This window comes from Campylobacter concisus, from assembly GCF_003048835.2.
In the GTDB taxonomy this organism is placed as follows: Bacteria; Campylobacterota; Campylobacteria; order Campylobacterales; family Campylobacteraceae; genus Campylobacter_A; species Campylobacter_A concisus_D.
Genome location: NZ_CP060705.1, coordinates 863,708 through 879,998, shown reverse-complemented (window position 1 = coordinate 879,998; position 16,291 = coordinate 863,708). Strand labels below are relative to the sequence as shown.

At 40.0% G+C, this 16,291-nt stretch carries 17 protein-coding genes, 2 tRNA genes and 1 rRNA gene; 6 read left to right on the top strand and 14 right to left on the bottom strand.

Annotation, left to right across the window (positions count from 1 at the left end):
• Nucleotides 1–365 precede the first annotated feature (365 nt).
• The 8 genes from CVT08_RS04400 to CVT08_RS04365 all read right to left on the bottom strand — a co-directional run bounded on the left by CVT08_RS04400 (nucleotide 366) and on the right by CVT08_RS04365 (nucleotide 7,098).
• Nucleotides 366–441, bottom strand: a tRNA-Ala gene (locus CVT08_RS04400).
• Nucleotides 442–453: 12 nt separating this feature from the next.
• Nucleotides 454–530: transfer RNA gene (locus CVT08_RS04395), tRNA-Ile, on the bottom strand.
• A 94-nt stretch (nucleotides 531–624) separates the two neighbouring features.
• Nucleotides 625–2,135 (bottom strand): 16S ribosomal RNA (locus tag CVT08_RS04390).
• 335 nt (nucleotides 2,136–2,470) lie between these two features.
• Nucleotides 2,471–3,811 (bottom strand): DUF945 family protein, encoded by a 1,341-nt coding sequence (locus CVT08_RS04385; RefSeq protein WP_107856945.1) that lies wholly within the window; start codon nucleotides 3,809–3,811, stop codon nucleotides 2,471–2,473.
• On the bottom strand, nucleotides 3,808–4,374 hold the full coding sequence (locus CVT08_RS04380) for a DedA family protein (protein ID WP_196381031.1): 567 nt from the start codon (nucleotides 4,372–4,374) through the stop codon (nucleotides 3,808–3,810). The genes CVT08_RS04385 and CVT08_RS04380 overlap by 4 nt, the downstream gene beginning before the upstream one ends.
• A complete protein-coding gene (locus CVT08_RS04375) occupies nucleotides 4,374–4,970 on the bottom strand; it encodes a lipid-binding SYLF domain-containing protein (RefSeq protein WP_107856943.1) in 597 nt (198 codons plus the stop codon). Before CVT08_RS04375 ends, CVT08_RS04380 begins: the two co-directional genes overlap by 1 nt.
• Nucleotides 4,971–4,979: 9 nt before the next feature.
• Complete coding sequence (gene rny / locus CVT08_RS04370) at nucleotides 4,980–6,533, bottom strand: ribonuclease Y (protein ID WP_034901872.1); 1,554 nt, start codon at nucleotides 6,531–6,533, stop codon at nucleotides 4,980–4,982.
• Entirely contained in the window at nucleotides 6,454–7,098 is a 645-nt protein-coding gene (locus CVT08_RS04365; RefSeq protein ID WP_107856942.1) for a 5-formyltetrahydrofolate cyclo-ligase, read from the bottom strand. Before CVT08_RS04365 ends, rny begins: the two co-directional genes overlap by 80 nt.
• A 49-nt stretch (nucleotides 7,099–7,147) precedes the next feature.
• On the opposite strand from CVT08_RS04365, the gene CVT08_RS04360 reads away from it, so the two are divergent.
• Genes CVT08_RS04360 through CVT08_RS04340 form a run of 5 tightly spaced genes read left to right on the top strand, consistent with a single transcriptional unit; the run spans nucleotide 7,148 to nucleotide 11,424 of the window.
• Complete coding sequence (locus CVT08_RS04360) at nucleotides 7,148–7,795, top strand: TlpA disulfide reductase family protein (RefSeq protein ID WP_107856941.1); 648 nt, start codon at nucleotides 7,148–7,150, stop codon at nucleotides 7,793–7,795.
• Nucleotides 7,795–8,661: a signal recognition particle-docking protein FtsY gene (gene ftsY, locus CVT08_RS04355; RefSeq protein ID WP_012001848.1), complete on the top strand. Its 867-nt coding sequence runs from the start codon at nucleotides 7,795–7,797 to the stop codon at nucleotides 8,659–8,661. The genes CVT08_RS04360 and ftsY overlap by 1 nt, the downstream gene beginning before the upstream one ends.
• Nucleotides 8,654–9,016 (top strand): VanZ family protein, encoded by a 363-nt coding sequence (locus CVT08_RS04350; protein WP_107856940.1) that lies wholly within the window; start codon nucleotides 8,654–8,656, stop codon nucleotides 9,014–9,016. The genes ftsY and CVT08_RS04350 overlap by 8 nt, the downstream gene beginning before the upstream one ends.
• Nucleotides 8,991–10,331 (top strand): DNA repair protein RadA, encoded by a 1,341-nt coding sequence (gene radA, locus CVT08_RS04345; RefSeq protein WP_107856939.1) that lies wholly within the window; start codon nucleotides 8,991–8,993, stop codon nucleotides 10,329–10,331. The genes CVT08_RS04350 and radA overlap by 26 nt, the downstream gene beginning before the upstream one ends.
• 46 nt (nucleotides 10,332–10,377) lie before the next feature.
• Nucleotides 10,378–11,424, top strand: a complete 1,047-nt coding sequence (locus CVT08_RS04340; RefSeq protein WP_107856938.1) for a Cj0814 family flagellar-dependent secreted protein — start codon at nucleotides 10,378–10,380, stop codon at nucleotides 11,422–11,424.
• 31 nt (nucleotides 11,425–11,455) lie between these two features.
• Here the strand turns inward: CVT08_RS04340 and CVT08_RS04335 are convergent, their stop codons facing one another.
• From CVT08_RS04335 to fliL, 4 genes are all read right to left on the bottom strand, one after another.
• The gene (locus tag CVT08_RS04335) at nucleotides 11,456–12,253 is read right to left on the bottom strand and encodes a cell surface protein (RefSeq protein ID WP_107856946.1); all 798 of its coding nucleotides are present in this window, start codon (nucleotides 12,251–12,253) and stop codon (nucleotides 11,456–11,458) included.
• A gap of 19 nt (nucleotides 12,254–12,272) precedes the next feature.
• Nucleotides 12,273–13,076 (bottom strand): hypothetical protein, encoded by an 804-nt coding sequence (locus CVT08_RS10145; protein ID WP_107856937.1) that lies wholly within the window; start codon nucleotides 13,074–13,076, stop codon nucleotides 12,273–12,275.
• Between the two features lie 136 nt (nucleotides 13,077–13,212).
• Nucleotides 13,213–13,557 carry a holo-ACP synthase gene (gene acpS / locus CVT08_RS04325; RefSeq protein ID WP_107856936.1) on the bottom strand — a complete coding sequence of 115 codons (345 nt, stop codon included), beginning with the start codon at nucleotides 13,555–13,557 and terminating at the stop codon, nucleotides 13,213–13,215.
• Complete coding sequence (gene fliL / locus CVT08_RS04320; RefSeq protein WP_002942267.1) at nucleotides 13,554–14,090, bottom strand: flagellar basal body-associated protein FliL; 537 nt, start codon at nucleotides 14,088–14,090, stop codon at nucleotides 13,554–13,556. The genes acpS and fliL overlap by 4 nt, the downstream gene beginning before the upstream one ends.
• A gap of 58 nt (nucleotides 14,091–14,148) precedes the next feature.
• Between fliL and ybaK the strand changes: the two genes are divergently transcribed.
• Nucleotides 14,149–14,631 (top strand): Cys-tRNA(Pro) deacylase, encoded by a 483-nt coding sequence (gene ybaK / locus CVT08_RS04315; RefSeq protein WP_107856935.1) that lies wholly within the window; start codon nucleotides 14,149–14,151, stop codon nucleotides 14,629–14,631.
• On the opposite strand, the gene CVT08_RS04310 is transcribed toward ybaK, so the two are convergent.
• Together CVT08_RS04310 and CVT08_RS04305 are read right to left on the bottom strand one after the other, a co-directional pair.
• Nucleotides 14,620–15,606 (bottom strand): SAM-dependent methyltransferase, encoded by a 987-nt coding sequence (locus tag CVT08_RS04310; protein ID WP_107856934.1) that lies wholly within the window; start codon nucleotides 15,604–15,606, stop codon nucleotides 14,620–14,622. The two genes, ybaK and CVT08_RS04310, sit on opposite strands and share 12 nt — an antisense overlap.
• Entirely contained in the window at nucleotides 15,603–16,211 is a 609-nt protein-coding gene (locus tag CVT08_RS04305; protein WP_021093519.1) for a trimeric intracellular cation channel family protein, read from the bottom strand. The genes CVT08_RS04310 and CVT08_RS04305 overlap by 4 nt, the downstream gene beginning before the upstream one ends.
• Between the last annotated feature and the right edge of the window lie 80 nt (nucleotides 16,212–16,291).

Genomic DNA, 16,291 nt, shown 5'->3' with positions numbered 1-16,291 from the left:
ATTCTAGCTCTCAAGACGGAAAGCATTGACTACTATTTAGATAAGTTTTAAATCCTAAATAGATTGTGATGTCAAACTTTTGCATTAAATGCAAAGATGATAGAAATTTAAATCTTTAACAAGTCCTGTAAAATTGTTTTTAAAACTTGCTTGTGACTATTAACAATATTAATTAAAAGAACATTTAGACTTCGCAGACTAGCAAGCTAGTCTTTACGACCAAAGAGTTACACCCTTTGGAAACCCCTAAAGCACAAAGTTGCTTTCGGCAACTTCGTCATCAATAAAGATTAAGTACGCTTAAAAGTCTAAAGTAAATGTTTCTAAAAACACTTAATATAGACTTTTACTGTTAAACTATTTTATGGTGGAGAATAGCGGGATCGAACCGCTGACCTCCTGCGTGCAAAGCAGGCGCTCTCCCAGCTGAGCTAATTCCCCAATTAAATTCTCTGGTGGGCCTAACAAGACTTGAACTTGTGACCTCACCCTTATCAGGGGTGCACTCTAACCAGCTGAGCTATAGGCCCCTATAGGTCTATCAATCTTTCAAAACTAAACAAGGATGATTGAGAATATCTTTCTTATAGATATCTTGTGAGAGAATATCTATATGTACTCTAGAAAGGAGGTGATCCAACCGCAGGTTCTCCTACGGTTACCTTGTTACGACTTCACCCCAGTCGCTGATTCCACTGTGGACGGTAACTAATTTAGTATTCCGGCTTCGAGTGAAATCAACTCCCATGGTGTGACGGGCGGTGAGTACAAGACCCGGGAACGTATTCACCGTAGCATGGCTGATCTACGATTACTAGCGATTCCGGCTTCATGGAGTCGAGTTGCAGACTCCAATCCGAACTGGGACATATTTTATAGATTTGCTCCATCTCGCGATATTGCTTCTCATTGTATATGCCATTGTAGCACGTGTGTCGCCCCGGACATAAGGGCCATGATGACTTGACGTCGTCCACACCTTCCTCCTCCTTACGAAGGCAGTCTCATTAGAGTGCTCAGCCGAACTGTTAGCAACTAATGACGTGGGTTGCGCTCGTTGCGGGACTTAACCCAACATCTCACGACACGAGCTGACGACAGCCGTGCAGCACCTGTCTTAACATTTCTGCAAGCAGACACTCTTCTATCTCTAGATGATTTGTTAGATATCAAGTCCGGGTAAGGTTCTTCGCGTATCTTCGAATTAAACCACATGCTCCACCGCTTGTGCGGGTCCCCGTCTATTCCTTTGAGTTTTAATCTTGCGACCGTACTCCCCAGGCGGTATACTTAATCCGTTAGGTGCATTACTGCCAAGACTAGCTTAGCAACAACTAGTATACATCGTTTAGGGCGTGGACTACCAGGGTATCTAATCCTGTTTGCTCCCCACGCTTTCACGCATTAGCGTCAGTTGAGTTCCAGCAGATCGCCTTCGCAATGGGTATTCCTGGTGATCTCTACGGATTTTACCCCTACACCACCAATTCCATCTGCCTCTCCCTCACTCTAGATTATCAGTTTCCCAAGCAGTTCTATGGTTAAGCCATAGGATTTCACAAGAGACTTGATAATCCGCCTACGCGTCCTTTACGCCCAGTGATTCCGAGTAACGCTTGCACCCTCCGTATTACCGCGGCTGCTGGCACGGAGTTAGCCGGTGCTTATTCGTTAGGTACCGTCATTGTTCTTCCCTAACAAAAGGAGTTTACGCTCCGAAAAGTGTCATCCTCCACGCGGCGTTGCTGCTTCAGGGTTTCCCCCATTGAGCAATATTCCCTACTGCTGCCTCCCGTAGGAGTCTGGACCGTGTCTCAGTTCCAGTGTGACTGATCATCCTCTCAGACCAGTTATGCGTCATAGCCTTGGTGAGCCATTACCTCACCAACTAGCTGATACAATATAGCCTCATCCTACACCGAAAAACTTTCCCTATCTAACTTATGTCAGACAGGAGTATAGAGTATTAGCAGTCGTTTCCAACTGTTGTCCTCTAGTGTAGGGCAGATTAGCTATACATTACTCACCCGTGCGCCACTAACTCATAAGAGCAAGCTCTTACTTGTCCGTTCGACTTGCATGTATTAGGCACGCCGCCAGCGTTCACTCTGAGCCAGGATCAAACTCTCCATATTAACCTTCTTTAGCGTAAAGCAGAGCTTTACTAAGAAGCAACACTAAAGACTAGGATTGCTAATGCAATCTAGTAATAATGTTTTTACTAAAATTGCTTTTTAGTATTTATTATGAAGTTTTTAATCAAAAAAACTTTTAGTTTTTATATTAGTTTGTCTAATCTATTATTTAATCATAATAGACTGGCTCAATCGATCACTTGTTTAGATTTCAAAGATTGACTAATAGTTTAACAATTGTAAGTTAAAAGAACTTTCTGCTCTGCGCTCTGCAAAACAGAAAGTGAAGTATATAGAAGTGATGCTTAAAAGTAGATAAAAATCAGGCTATTTTTTTAAAAGCCCATAAATAAATTTTGAAGTCCAACCTTTTCATTAAAAATAATATCTTTTTTATTTGGATCGTACTTAAATTTACTTACTACTTTTTTGCCATCTTCTTTTAAATATCCAGCAGATATAAGCGTTGGCTCGATAAGAGTCATCTCAGGGAAGAGTGTATCAAAAAATTTAGCTAAAGTCTCATCTACACTTAGCTCACCATTAAGTGATAGCTTATCAAAGATCGCAAGCTGACTTTCTCCGCTTTTAAAGCCATTAATAGCAGCGTCTAATTTCAATTTTATCGCATTATCGCCATTTTTAAAGCTTAATCTATCCACTTTCACACTTGGGTTTTTCTCCAAAATTTGACCCATTACTTCGTCTAAATTTAGCCCAGCAAAGACACTTTCATTTGAATCAACATTTACATTGCTTAGTCTATCAAGTATATTATTTATAGTTGGTACGTTGATATTTGCTATCTTGCTATCTAAGATAAAATCTGTAAATTTCACTTTATTAACAGCAACTGCACCTATCTTCACCACATCTTTTGAGCTACCAAGATCATTTGAGACTTCAAATTTCGAGCTATACTCAAGATCATCTAAAGCAACATTGCCATCTTTTTCATCTAATAATGCTAGTTTTTTGATCTTAGCCTTTGCTACGTAAGGGGCTAGTTTGCTCTCAAATATCTTTGAAATTTCAACTGGCACAGTGTAACTTGTATCTATATCGACGCCTTCAAGATTAACTTCTGCTTTATTTTCTTCATTAAGATCTTTTAAAACAACTTTTTCAAGGCCCAAGTTTGCACTATTTACATTATCTTTTGCGTCTAGTTTCAAGCCAAATTTCACATCCTTTGTATGAACGTTCATAGTTTGCTTGTCGCTAAAGTCGATATCGCTAAATTTAACATTTACATCTTTATCGCCACTCACGCTGGCCTTTGTTTTAGCCGTTGCGATGACATTTGATCCAAGAAATGAAGCCACGATATTTTTTATCGCTTCATTTTGTATAGAAATTTTTGAGTCGATCTCAAAACCATTTACAAATGCAAGCACTGAGTGAGAAATTTCATTTTCTACCTTAAAATTTAGATCCTCATCTACATCTTTGCCAGCTAAATTTTTCAAAAGATCTTTTGAAACTACAAGATCAAATGATCCTTTTGAGCCAAAAAAGCCCTTTTGATAGCTATTTTCTGAAACTTTAAAGCCATTTACATCATTTAGTCTATCAACTATCCTTTGATAGTTCTCCTCAACCTTGTTTGAGGCGAAATAAACAGCGCCTGCGATAATCACGATAACTACGATTAGAGCAGATATCACCTTTTTCATACTTTTCTCCTTTTTGTAATGTGTTGTAAAAACAACCAGATACCAAATAATAAGCCTACCATAGCAAGTGGCATGATATATCCATGCGCGCCAAGATAGTCACTCACACTCACGAAATAATCCCCTGCTTTGTAGCTAGCAAGACCAACGATCACCGCCCAAAGCACTGAAGAGATCAAATTTATAACACTAAATTTATAAAAAGAGTATTTTGTAAGTCCAAGTGCGATAGGCACCAAAGTTTTGACGCCATAGATAAATTTCTTGATAAATATTATCTTATCACCGTGCTTTTTTGCCAAAATTCCAGCGTAGGCAAGCTTTCTTTTGTGATTTTTCACATAAGGCATAAGCGAACTTTTGTTAAACCTTGCGACGTAAAAGATCAAAGTATCGCCTATCGTGTTTGCCACGGCAGCGACGATTATGCTAAGAGTGATGTCCATTTTGCCTGCAAAGCTTAATATCCCAGCGGCGATAAGCGCAACCATGCCACCACCAAGGCTGTAAAAAAACAGCACAACGTAGCCGTAAATTGAGATTGAGTTTATAATATCTTGCATCATTGCCCCAAAAGTTTAGAAGCTGAAGATATTAGCTGCTCGTATGCGTAGCCACTTTGCTTTAAAATTTCATCCTTTGCGCTAATGACTGCTCCGCCAAAGCTAGCCCCAGCGAAAAATCCGTCGTTTGCAGCGTAAGCGTAGATGTCGCTTGAAAATTTAAAGTCGCTTACTTTACTATAATTGCGTCCGATATCACCAAACGCCACCGAAAGCTTCGTATCAAGCGTGATCTTGGCGTCTTTTATGTCGTAGATGATGCTATCTTTAAATATAAATAGCACAAGCGAGCTATCTTCATAACCAAGCTGTATGCCGATGCTGCCGCCACTTATACTAACTGGCAAAATTTCACTTGGCGAGTTGATGTTGCCAACGACCATGATGCCATCTCCGCCCATGCCACCGACTACAAAACCGACTTTTTTTACACTTGGAAAGATGATCGTCGCCTTTGACTGCTCGATGAGCTCTTTTATAGGAGCGTTTCTAGCGCCTCTCATCGTCGTTATAAACGAATTTGCTGAGTCTAGCACGAGCTCCTCGCTGGCAAAGCCAAACGAGAAAAACATTATTAATGATAAAAGAAATTTCATATCTCGCCGTTATTTCGCAAAATCAACAGCGCGAGTTTCTCTGATGACGCTTACTTTGATCTCACCAGGATACTGCACCTTGCTCTCGATCTCTTGAGCGATCTCTTTTGCCACAAGCACTGCCTCATCGTCGTTTATGAGCTTAGCATTTGCAATGACACGGATCTCACGGCCAGCGTTGATCGCATAAGCTTGCTTGATGCCCTCTTTGCTTTTTGCGATGTTTTCGATCTCTTCAACACGTTTTAAGAAGCTCTCAAGCACCTCACGTCTTGCTCCTGGACGAGCTGCGCTTAGTGCGTCAGCTGCGCAAACAGCAGCACTTTCTATACTTGTCGCCTCTTCGTGGCCGTGGTGAGCATAGATCGCATTAATAACAACTGGATGCTCCTTGTAACGTTTGCAAATTTCAGCTCCAAGATCAACGTGGCTGCCCTCGTACTCGTGAGTTAGCGCCTTGCCGATGTCGTGAAGTATGCCAGCTCTTTTTGCTAGCTTCTCATCTCCGCCGCACTCAGCCGCGATGATGCCAGCAAGGTGAGCCACTTCAAGGCTGTGAGCAAGGGCGTTTTGACCGTAGCTTGCTCTAAATTTAAGCTTGCCTATTAGTTTTACTATCTCTGGGTGAATTTTATTTAGACCAAGGTCCATGACGATATTTTCGCCCTCTTCTTGTATGCTTTGCTCAAATTCTTCAGTCACTTTTTTGTGAAGATCCTCTATCCTTGCAGGCTGAATTCTGCCATCCTCCACCAAAAGCTCGATCACTCTTGTAGCGATCGCACGTCTATAAAGGTTAAAGCTGCTTAAGATGATCGCATGTGGTGTATCGTCGATGATGATATCAACGCCAAGGACCATTTCAAGGGTTTTGATGTTACGCCCCTCTTTACCGATGATCCTGCCTTTTAACTCATCGTTTTTGATATTTACGACATTTATCAGTCGCTCGGCCGCAAATTCTCCAGCAAATCTTGACGTAGCCTGCGCCAAGATGTAATTAACCCTCTTTTTAGCCTCTCTTTTTGCCTCTTCTTCGTACTTTCTAACGATGTGAGCGATGTCGGCGCGTGACTTCTCCTCGACCTTTTTAAGTACGACCTCTTTTGCCTCTTCCTCCGTTAAGCCAGCAGCGTGCTCAAGCACCCTTATCGCCTCTTCTACTTTGTTTTGATAAGTCGCTTTTAAATTTAAGCCCTCTTCGTAAGTAACCTTTGCATCTTGCTTGTCTTTTTCAAAAAGCTCTTTACTCTCATTTAAAAGCTCTTGCTCATTTAGCAAAATTTTCTCTTTTTTGGTTAGCTCATCAAATTTACTTGCATACTCTTTTTGAAGCTTTGTCGTCTTGTCATCGTATCTTTTTTTAGCCTCAAATTCAGCCTCTTGCACTGAAATTTTAGAGTTTTTAAGCGTTAGCTCAGCTTCATACTCAATGGCTTTTGCCTTTGCTTTTGCCTGCTCTAAAAATATGTTGTAGTTTGCATCATTTATCTTTTTGGCGTAGAGATACCCTGCTCCAACGCCCACCACACCGGCTCCTAAGCCTATTAAAACCTCTATCATTTATTCCTCTTTTTATATAATTTTTACTTGGGGTTATATAAAAGTCTCCTACCGCATCGTGCGCCTGCGAGAGCACATCTTTGGTGTAAAAGTCTTTTACCTCTAAGAAAACTATCAGTTTTGGCTTAATGGGCAAAGTGTCAAAAAATCTATCGTAAAATCCTTTTCCGTGCCCTATCCTTGCCATAGCTCCATCAACCCCAATCGCTGGAACTACCGCCATATCAAGTCTTACATTATCCATTTTTCTGCCAGAAGGCTGTCTGACGTGAAATTTATAAGTGACAAATGGCAGTCGCAATCTTACCATTTTTAAACTAAGACCTACCATAAAAGGGGCAAAAATTTCACATCTTCGTGATAAATTTCTTCTCATTTTAAGCACATCGACCTCGTAATCAAGCGGCAAATAGAGCAAAACTTTCTTAGAATTTGTAAAATTTATCAAATTTAAAAGCGTTTTTGTAGCTTGGTAGTGTGAGCATTTAGCCTTAAATTTAGCAAGCCTCATCAAATTTGCTCTTGCATTTTTTCTAAATTCATTTTTTTCTAAATTAACGCTCATTTTATGCTCTTTCTTGTATAATCCCGAGATCTTATTCTAAAGGAAATTTATGACACTAAAACGAGCAATTATAACATTACTTTGCCTTTTTGCATTTTTTGGATGCGGCGATGATTCGAGTAAAAAAAGCGAGCAAAAGCCAAGTGAGCAAGCCGTAGAAAGTAAAAATTTAACAGAAAAAAACATCACCAAAGATGAAAACACGAGCAAAGAGACGCCAGCTTTAAAAACTAGCGAAAACACGCAAAGCGGCGACACAAAAGAGACAAATGAGATAAATTTAAAGCTCATAAGTGGCAGCACGATGCAAGTAACCAAAAGAAGCAATGGCTTTGACGTAAAAGATGGCAAAAAAGCGACACTTTACGTATTTTTCGCTACTTGGTGCCCACCATGCAAGGCTGAGATCCCGCACTTAAACAACCTAAGTGAGAAATTTAAAAACGAGTTAAACATCGTTGGCGTCTTGCTTGAAGACAAGAGCGAGGACGAAGTAAAAGAATTTGCACAAAAATATAAGATCAAATACGACATCGCAGTCGGCGAGGGAAATTTCTTATTTGAAAAGGCGATGGGCGGCATCAAAGGACTCCCAGCATCTGCGCTTTTTAAAGCAAATGGCGACTACGCTCAAGGCTACATCGGTCTTGTGCCTGAAGAGATGCTTGAAACTGACATAAATAGGGCCATAAAATAATGCTTGAGTTTTTAAAAAGAGGCTTTGAAAAGACCTTTGGAGCGATAAGCTCGGCTAAAAAGTCGAAAAAGATCGACAAAGAGAGCTTAGAGGAAATTTTACTAGAAGCTGACGTGGCTTACGAGATCGTAGAGGAGATTTTATACTACTTGCCGCCACAAGATGAAGTGAGCAGAGCCGATCTTAGACGCGTTATGAGTAGCTATTTTATCTACGAAAACGAGCGCGTGATCGAGCCTGATAAGCCATTTGTCGATCTTATCCTTGGCGTAAATGGCGCTGGAAAGACGACGACCATCGCAAAGCTAGCAAATTTATATAAAAATAACGGCAAAAGCGTCATTTTGGGCGCTTGCGATACATTTAGAGCTGGGGCGATCGAGCAGCTGCGCCAGTGGTCTATCAGACTAAATGTGCCTATAGTCGCCACCCAGCAAGGGCATGATCCTTCAGCAGTTGCCTACGACACGATCAGCTCGGCCCTTGCAAAAGGCATCGACCGCGTCATCCTAGACACGGCTGGCAGGCTTCAAAATCAGACAAATTTAGCAAACGAGCTTGACAAGATCGTTCGCATCAGCAAAAAAGCCTACGAAAAGGCGCCTCACCGCAAGATCCTCATCCTTGATGGCACGCAGGGCAACGCTGGCGTCGCACAGGCAAAGGCATTTAACGAGATCGTCTCGCTTGATGGCGTCATCATCACAAAGCTTGATGGCACTGCAAAGGGCGGAGCGCTATTTGGCGTGGCAAGGGAGCTTGAGCTACCTATATTTTATATAGGCGTTGGCGAGAGCATGGATGATATCATCAAATTTAACCCAGACGAGTTTTTAGACGAGCTGATGGACGCCATTTTTGAGTAGGGTAAAATTTCTTAGTAAAATTTGCTTTTTCGCTGCTCTTTTGGCGATTGATTTTCTTGCATTTACTCCAAAAAGTCCCGCGATCATCGAAAATTCGTGGGACAAAGCAAACCATTTTTTAGCCTTTTTCGTCCTTTATATACTGCTCTACCTTGGCTATGAGTTTAAAATTTTAAAGAATTTAGCCCTACTTTTAGCCTTTGGCGTGCAAATAGAGCTCGTTCAGGCTTTTTTACCAAATAGGAGCTTTAGCCTGCTTGACATCGTGGCTGACATGATCGGAGCGACTTTTGGAGTGATAGTAGTTGAAATTTTAAAAAGGATATATTATGGCAAAAGCAAAGCCAGTTTTTGAGTGTCAAGCTTGCGGTAATCAACAGGCAAAGTGGCTGGGCAAATGCCCACAATGTGGGGCTTGGGATAGCTTTGTCGAGCTTAGCCAACAAGAGATAAAGATAAGTAAAGAGATAGCAAAAAGCAGCAGCACACCTAGCAAAGCCATAAGCATAGACGAAGTTGAAATTCAAAATTTCACGAGATTTAGCACCAAAGATAGCGAGCTAGACCTTGTTCTTGGCGGTGGCGTGGTTGAGGGCTCACTTGTGCTTATAGGCGGCAGTCCTGGCATTGGCAAATCAACCCTACTTCTAAAAATCGGCTCAAATTTAGCAAAAGACGGCAAAAAAACGCTCTATGTAAGCGGCGAAGAGAGCCAAAGCCAGATAAAAATGAGAGCCAACAGGCTAAATGCGGTGGATAAAAATTTATACCTACTAACTGAAATTTGCCTAGAAGATATCCTACTAGAAGTGCAAAAGAGCGACTACAAGGTGCTAGTGATAGACTCCATACAAACGCTTTATAGCCAAAATATAACCTCCGCTCCAGGATCTATCACGCAGGTTCGCGAGATCACATTTGAGCTGATGAGGCTTGCAAAGAACCAAAATATCTGCGTTTTCATCATCGGTCACATAACCAAAGAGGGCTCGATCGCAGGGCCTAGAGTGCTTGAGCACATGGTCGATGTAGTGCTTTATTTTGAGGGCGATGCGAGTAGAGAGCTTAGAATTTTGCGTGGATTTAAAAACCGCTTTGGCTCGACGAGCGAGGTTGGCATCTTTGAGATGAGCCAGCACGGACTTGTGAGCGCAAATGAGGTATCGAGTAAATTTTTCACACGTGGCGGGGCGATGAGTGGCAGTGCGATCACTATCATAATGGAAGGCTCAAGGGCGCTTAGCATAGAAATTCAGGCACTTGTTTGCGAAAGCGCCTATCCAAAGCGAAGCTCGACTGGCTTTGAGAGAAACCGTCTAGATATGCTGCTAGCCCTACTTGAGCGAAAGCTTGAAATTCCACTTGGGCACTACGACGTCTTTATAAACGTTTCAGGTGGCGTTAAGATAAGCGAGACCGCTGCCGATCTAGCCGTCATCGCAGCGATAATCAGCAGCTTCAAAAACCGCCCTATCAGCAAGGACAGCGTCTTCATCGGCGAGCTAAGCCTAAATGGCGAGATAAGAGAAATTTTCAACCTCGATCAGCGACTAAAAGAGGCAAAAACGCAGAAATTTAAAAACGCGATCATCCCAAATAAACCGCTTGACACACAAGGCCTAAAGTGCTTTTACGCCAAAGATATCACGCAAGTGCTTGAGTGGATGTAAATTTACTCTGGAACAAATCATGCTTGCTTTTATCAAGGAGCAAGCTATGAATGGTATTAGCGTCTTAAGCACAAATGTAAATTCATACACCAAGCAACAACATAAACGTGATAGATCTACAAATTTTAGTGATATCTTTAACCAAAAAACCAAAGAAAAGATTAGCGAGCCAAGCCAAGAGCCTGCTAAATTTAACTATGTCTCTTCTTCACAAAACAGCCTCATCTCTTTAAATTTCAGTGATCTTCAAGCTTACGGCTACACAGTAGATAAGGCTGGGTTTATGGGAGCTGACTTTAACAAAGCTGTAGGCTTGCCGCAAGACTTTAAAATCCATAAAAGCACGCTTGATGAGATAGTTAGATACAACAACAAGACATATCTTTTTGCGCAAGATAGAAGCAAGGCTGCCTTTGAAAAGATAGATGTAGCTGATACTACAAAGCACTACTATAAACTTTTTAAAAGCATTGTAAGGGATGAAAAAGATAGATATGGCGAAGCTGATCTAACAAATTTACCAAAAGGCTTTAGCCTAGATACCAATCAAAAAACCTTTGGTAAAAATGCAAATTTCTTAAAAGATGTGAGCCTAATATCCGTTACAAATGTATATAAAACATTTGATCAAGTTAGTGAAGCAAAGAGCGTTAGAGATGAGCTTAGAGGCTTTGGAGTAAGCCACGAGGTCTATGAGCTAAATTTTAGTAAAGAGCATCTTGACACAAGAGCCAGTGACGAATATACATTTAACCCTGACATGTCTGTATATCAAGCAGATGATACTTATAGCAATGCTGGTGTGTTTGTGGGATTTTTAAAGAGTTTTAGCCCTATCGCTAGTGATAGTGGTGAGACGAAGCTTAGTGCGGAAGCAAGCTCTTACTCAAAGCTAATGAATGAGCAAAGCTTGGCTGATGATGTAGTGCCTCTCTCAAGGCTTTTAAAAAATGAGAAGATGATCAAATTTATCTTAGAAGAGCTACTAAAGAGAAATTTACTCATTTCAAAAGATGGCAAAAGTGCGAGCGAGATAGTAGATAGTGTGCTAGCTCATGCCACAAAGCTTCAAAACGAGACAAAATCTAAATAGATAAATTTAAAAGGTGGCTATCTTTAATCCATCAAGCCATCTTATTTAAAATTTGCTTCTTGTCTATCTTTTGCATAAGCTCTAAGACATCTATACCTCTTTTTTCTTTAAAATTTAAAAGCTCTCTTGCAAAGAGAAATTTTTGATCCTTGTTTATATCATAGGTCTCATACTTCTTTTTAACCTGCATAGGTTTAAATTTCTTCTCATTTTGCTCTTTGGCAAAATTTGCATTGTATTCTTGCTCTTCTTTGTGTAGTTTAGTTAGAAATTCTTTATGCTCTTTTGTAGTTTTTTCTACATCTTCTCTATAAAGCTTCTTAAACTCTTCTATGCTTAGATCTGCTCTAGCAAACAATCTAGCACCATCATTACTCATCATTGTATCTTCAGGAAACGAGTTCATAAAATCTTCTAGCTCAGCTTCTTCTGCTGTGCCAAGACCAATCATAAAGCCATTTATTGTTGGCTTGCCATCAACAGAGTTGGTAAGTAGCCAATCCATATAGCTTTGTAACTCTCCAACTCTAAATTCTTCCATAGTTTCTGGAGGATATTTTGATGCTAAAGCTCTTCTTTCTTTCATGGGATAATCAGACAGCATATTATCTATTCGATTTATAGTATCTGTTATCCAACCCTCTTTACTTTGGTCTATATCAATAAATTCTTTTACATTATCAGTCCAGGGTCTAAACATATACTTTGAGTAATCAAATTTTTCTTCGGTAGCGTTTTTGTCTTGCTTGCTTTCTTTGGCTACATTTTCTTTTTGGATAGTGTTATCTTGTATTGGTGTATTGCTAAGTCCGTTTATGCTAGTTATCATTTCAGCCACCCCCATTTTTTTATGCCGTCTTATCCACTTTAAACTTTGCCACTTTTTCTAAAATTTCAAACATACTCTTGCCACTATCAAATTCACTCTTTATAAATTTATAAAGCTCCTTAAATCTCTCATCGGCTTCAAGCTTATAGGTTTGAGACTTTTTAGTAACTTGTATAGGTGTAAATTTCTTCTCTTTTTTATCTTCTTCGTTTTGTGTTTCAAGATCGTTAATAGAATTTATAGTCTCTTTTGCTAGCTCTTCGTCAAGCTCTAAACCAAAGCGCTCCTTTAGTGCAAATTTAGCCCATTTGCCCTTGAACTCATCAACACTCATATCGCTATCAAGTAGTTCAGCTGTCTTACTACCACCAAAAGCTATAAAAGAGAGGATTTTTTTATTTGCAAACTGATCTATAAAATCATCAACACTAAGCTTTTTACTATTTAATGGATCTTTGAAAATTCCCTTTGGCTCAAACGCTGGATTTCTCTCAAGCCCTAAAACACCGCTATCATCTATAAATTTCTTTAGCTCATCTATCTCATCTTTTGAAAAAGAGTCGTCATAGCCCATTAGTTTGCCAAGTATGCTTACTCTTGCCTCTCCTTCGCCTTTTACAAAGCCAGTGAGTGAGTGATCATATCTGTCATATTCTCTTGCTCTTTCTTTATCATCTAGCCTTGCATACTTAGGAAATGTCATGCTATGACCCATATCGTTACTAAGTATCTCGTTTATATCGTTAAATTTAAAGCCCATCTCTCTTGCTATGTTTTCTCTTGAGAGATAGTTAGGGGTTGAAAGATTATTAGAAATTTGCATTTTACTATCCTTAGTTCTTATGATCACCAAAGCGTTATATCAAATTTCGTCTTTTTTGTAAAAAAGTTTATATAGGTATTTATTTGTAAATTAGGCTTTACATAAAAAAGTAGCTAAAAGTTAAAACAGACAAATTTCATACGATCATCACTGCAGCTACGGCAAATCCGCCGTCGTGAGTTATACTAAGGCTTGCTTCTTTGATATTAAAATGAGTATAAATTCTTGGGCTAAATTTTATTTTTGGTGCTCCTTTGTCGCTTTTGCTAAGCACAATGTCCAAAAAGCCACACTCTTTGCTGATGCCCACACCAAGGGCTTTGCTAGCTGCTTCTTTGGCCGCCCAAAATCCAGCCAAAGTCGCATCATTTTTTGCTAGCACGATCTCATCATCGCTTAAAAATCTCTTTAAAAAAAGCTCGCCGTGACGAGCCTTCAGCCTTGATATCCTGTCTATTTTAACGATATCGATGCCTATCATTGCACCACAAAATCAGTAAAAAATATGTTTTTTATGTAGCCGTCGTTTAGCACTTCATTTAGCTTGCCGACGATCTCGTCTTTTAGCCTATCTTTGCCCTTTGCAGTGCTTACTTCTTCGTAAGTTTTAGAAGATAGCGTTCTTATTATGATATCTCTTAAAAGTGCCTTTTTCTTATCAAGCTCAGCAGTTAGTAGCTCGTCGCTTTGCTCTAAATCGATCTTAGTTTTAAGAAATCTTGATCCATTTTCACTAAGTAAATTTACGACAAACTGATCAAGCGGATATATCGGTCCCATGTTCGAATAGTCGTTGCCACCGCGTTTTGCTTTATTTTGAGCTGGTGCTGGTTGAGTTTGAGTCTGAGCTGGTGTTTGCGCCATATTTGCCTCTTTTGGCTCGTCCGAACTAAGCATCAAAAACGCGACTAGCCCTCCGATAACTAGCAATAAAACAAATATCGCGATGATGATTATCATCAAAGCGCCATTGCCACCTTTTTTTGCTTTTTTCTCTTCAACTTCTTCAGCCATCTTTCCTCCTTTAAGTTTTGGCTATAATTATACAAAAAATTCACAAAAATGAGAAAAGATGATACATAAAACCAACGCCGCTAGGCTTTTAGACAATCTAAAAATAGAGTATGAGATACTTGAATACGAAGTTGATCTAAACGATCTTTCAGCCGTTCACGTCGCAGCTAGCACCAAGCAAGATATAAAGCAAATTTACAAAACTATCGTCTGCCAGTGCGAGCCTAAAAATTTTGTCGTTGCCTGCTTACAAGGCGATCTGGAGCTTGATCTAAAAGCACTTGCTCATGCATGCGGGGCCAAACGCTGCGAGCTCATAAACTTAAAAGACCTAGAAAAGATCACCGGCTACATTAGGGGCGGCTGCTCGCCACTTGCTATGAAAAAGCACTTTGCCACATTCATCGATGAGCGAGCAAAAGCGCAAGAGTATGTGCTAGTAAGCGCTGGAGTAAGAGGCAAGCAGATAAAGATAGCTCCAAATGACCTTTTGAAGGCTTGTGAGGCGGATTACGCTGATATCGCTAGGCTAGCCCTTTAAAAACTCTATAAATTTAAACTTCTCACCCAAAAACTCTGGCGAGAGTAGAAATTTTGCCTGTTTGGTGACATTTTCATAGGCTTGCTTGCTGCCTTTTTCAAGCACCAAAGATAAAATTTCATCCACGCCAAAGTCGCAAACTAAGGCATCATTTTGTTTTTTAAATTTAAGCATCAAAAAGCCAGCCAGAGAGAAAGCCTCTTTTACCTGCTTAAAACAAAGGCTATAAGTTAGGTCTGAGCTTTTAAAATGTGGCTCAAGGTTTGAAATTTCAAATAAAGAAAAAACTTGATGATCTTTAAAAACTCTTAGACTAAATTCATTTTTTGGCTCAAATTCACCGTAGTCAAAACTTAAAAATCTAATTTTTTTAGCCACATTTGCAAGCTGGAGCGCAAATTTAGCGTAGCTAGTTGATATCTCGCCCTTTTTTATGCCAAATTTCTTTGCAAGAGCTAGTAAATTTTGATCTGCCTTTTGCCAGTGAAATTTTAGATCGCTATCCACAAAAAGCATATTATCTGCGTCTATCACCTCGCAGCCAAATGCGTCAAGCAATTCATTTGAGATGACAAAAATTTCATCAAACGAGCACTCATCTAAATTTTCATAGTGTTTTATTTTTACTTCGTCACCAAAGCGATTTTTAAAGGTTTCAAGCTGTTTTTTACGTAAAATTTCATGAGGTTCGATGATGATAAGCTCCAAATTTGACAAAATTTCTGGCTCAAGCGTAAAAATGCCCTGCGCGAAATCAGCCAGCATGTCGCCTGAGTTTGCGCCGATCTCCACGACCTTGCAAGAGCTAGAAATTTCGCCATTTTTAAGTAACTTTATAAAGTAGTTTGCAAGGCAGGCGCCAAAGAGGTAGCCAACGCTTACATTTGTGTAAAAATCGCCCTTCTTGCCGATATCCACGCCAAATTTATAGTAGTTTTCATTGACCCAGATATCAAAAAACTCGCTAAATTTCATAGATCAGGCAGCTTCCAGCCTCTATAAAATGCAAACATCCTGACCGTGATACCAGCAGCTAGCAAAAGCATGGTAAAAAATATGTTGGTAAGGCCCAGATGATAGAGGATAAAGTAGGCAAGCCCCACGCCAAGGCTTATCGTGCCATAAAGTCCTGTGCGTAAAAACCACGGGACTTCGTTTAGCAAGATGTCTCTTAAGATACCGCCGCCAACGCCGTTAAAAAAGGCGATCATCATGACGCCAAAGATGTTGTAACTATACTCGATGGCAACCATTGCTCCAACGATAGAAAAGCAGATAACGTCGATCGCGTCGGCAAAGATAAAGACAAATTTCTTCTCCAAGCCCTCTCTTTTTATATGTAAATTTGTGATCCTAGATACGACAAGCATAAAGATGACAACACTTACTGGCATGTAGTGAGTGAATGAATAAACTGCCCTGCCAACGAGCATATCACGCATGATACCGCCTCCAAGTGCGGTCAAAAATGCGGACAAAAAGACGCCAAGCCAGTCACACTCCCTCTTTACAGCAAACAAAAAGCCACTAAGCGCAGCTGATGCGATACCAACGTACTCCACAAAAAGTATTAAGCTCATATTTTTCCTTAAAAAATGGGCATTTTATAATGAAATCTCATAAAATTTCATTAATAAATTTTTAAATAATAGTTTATTTT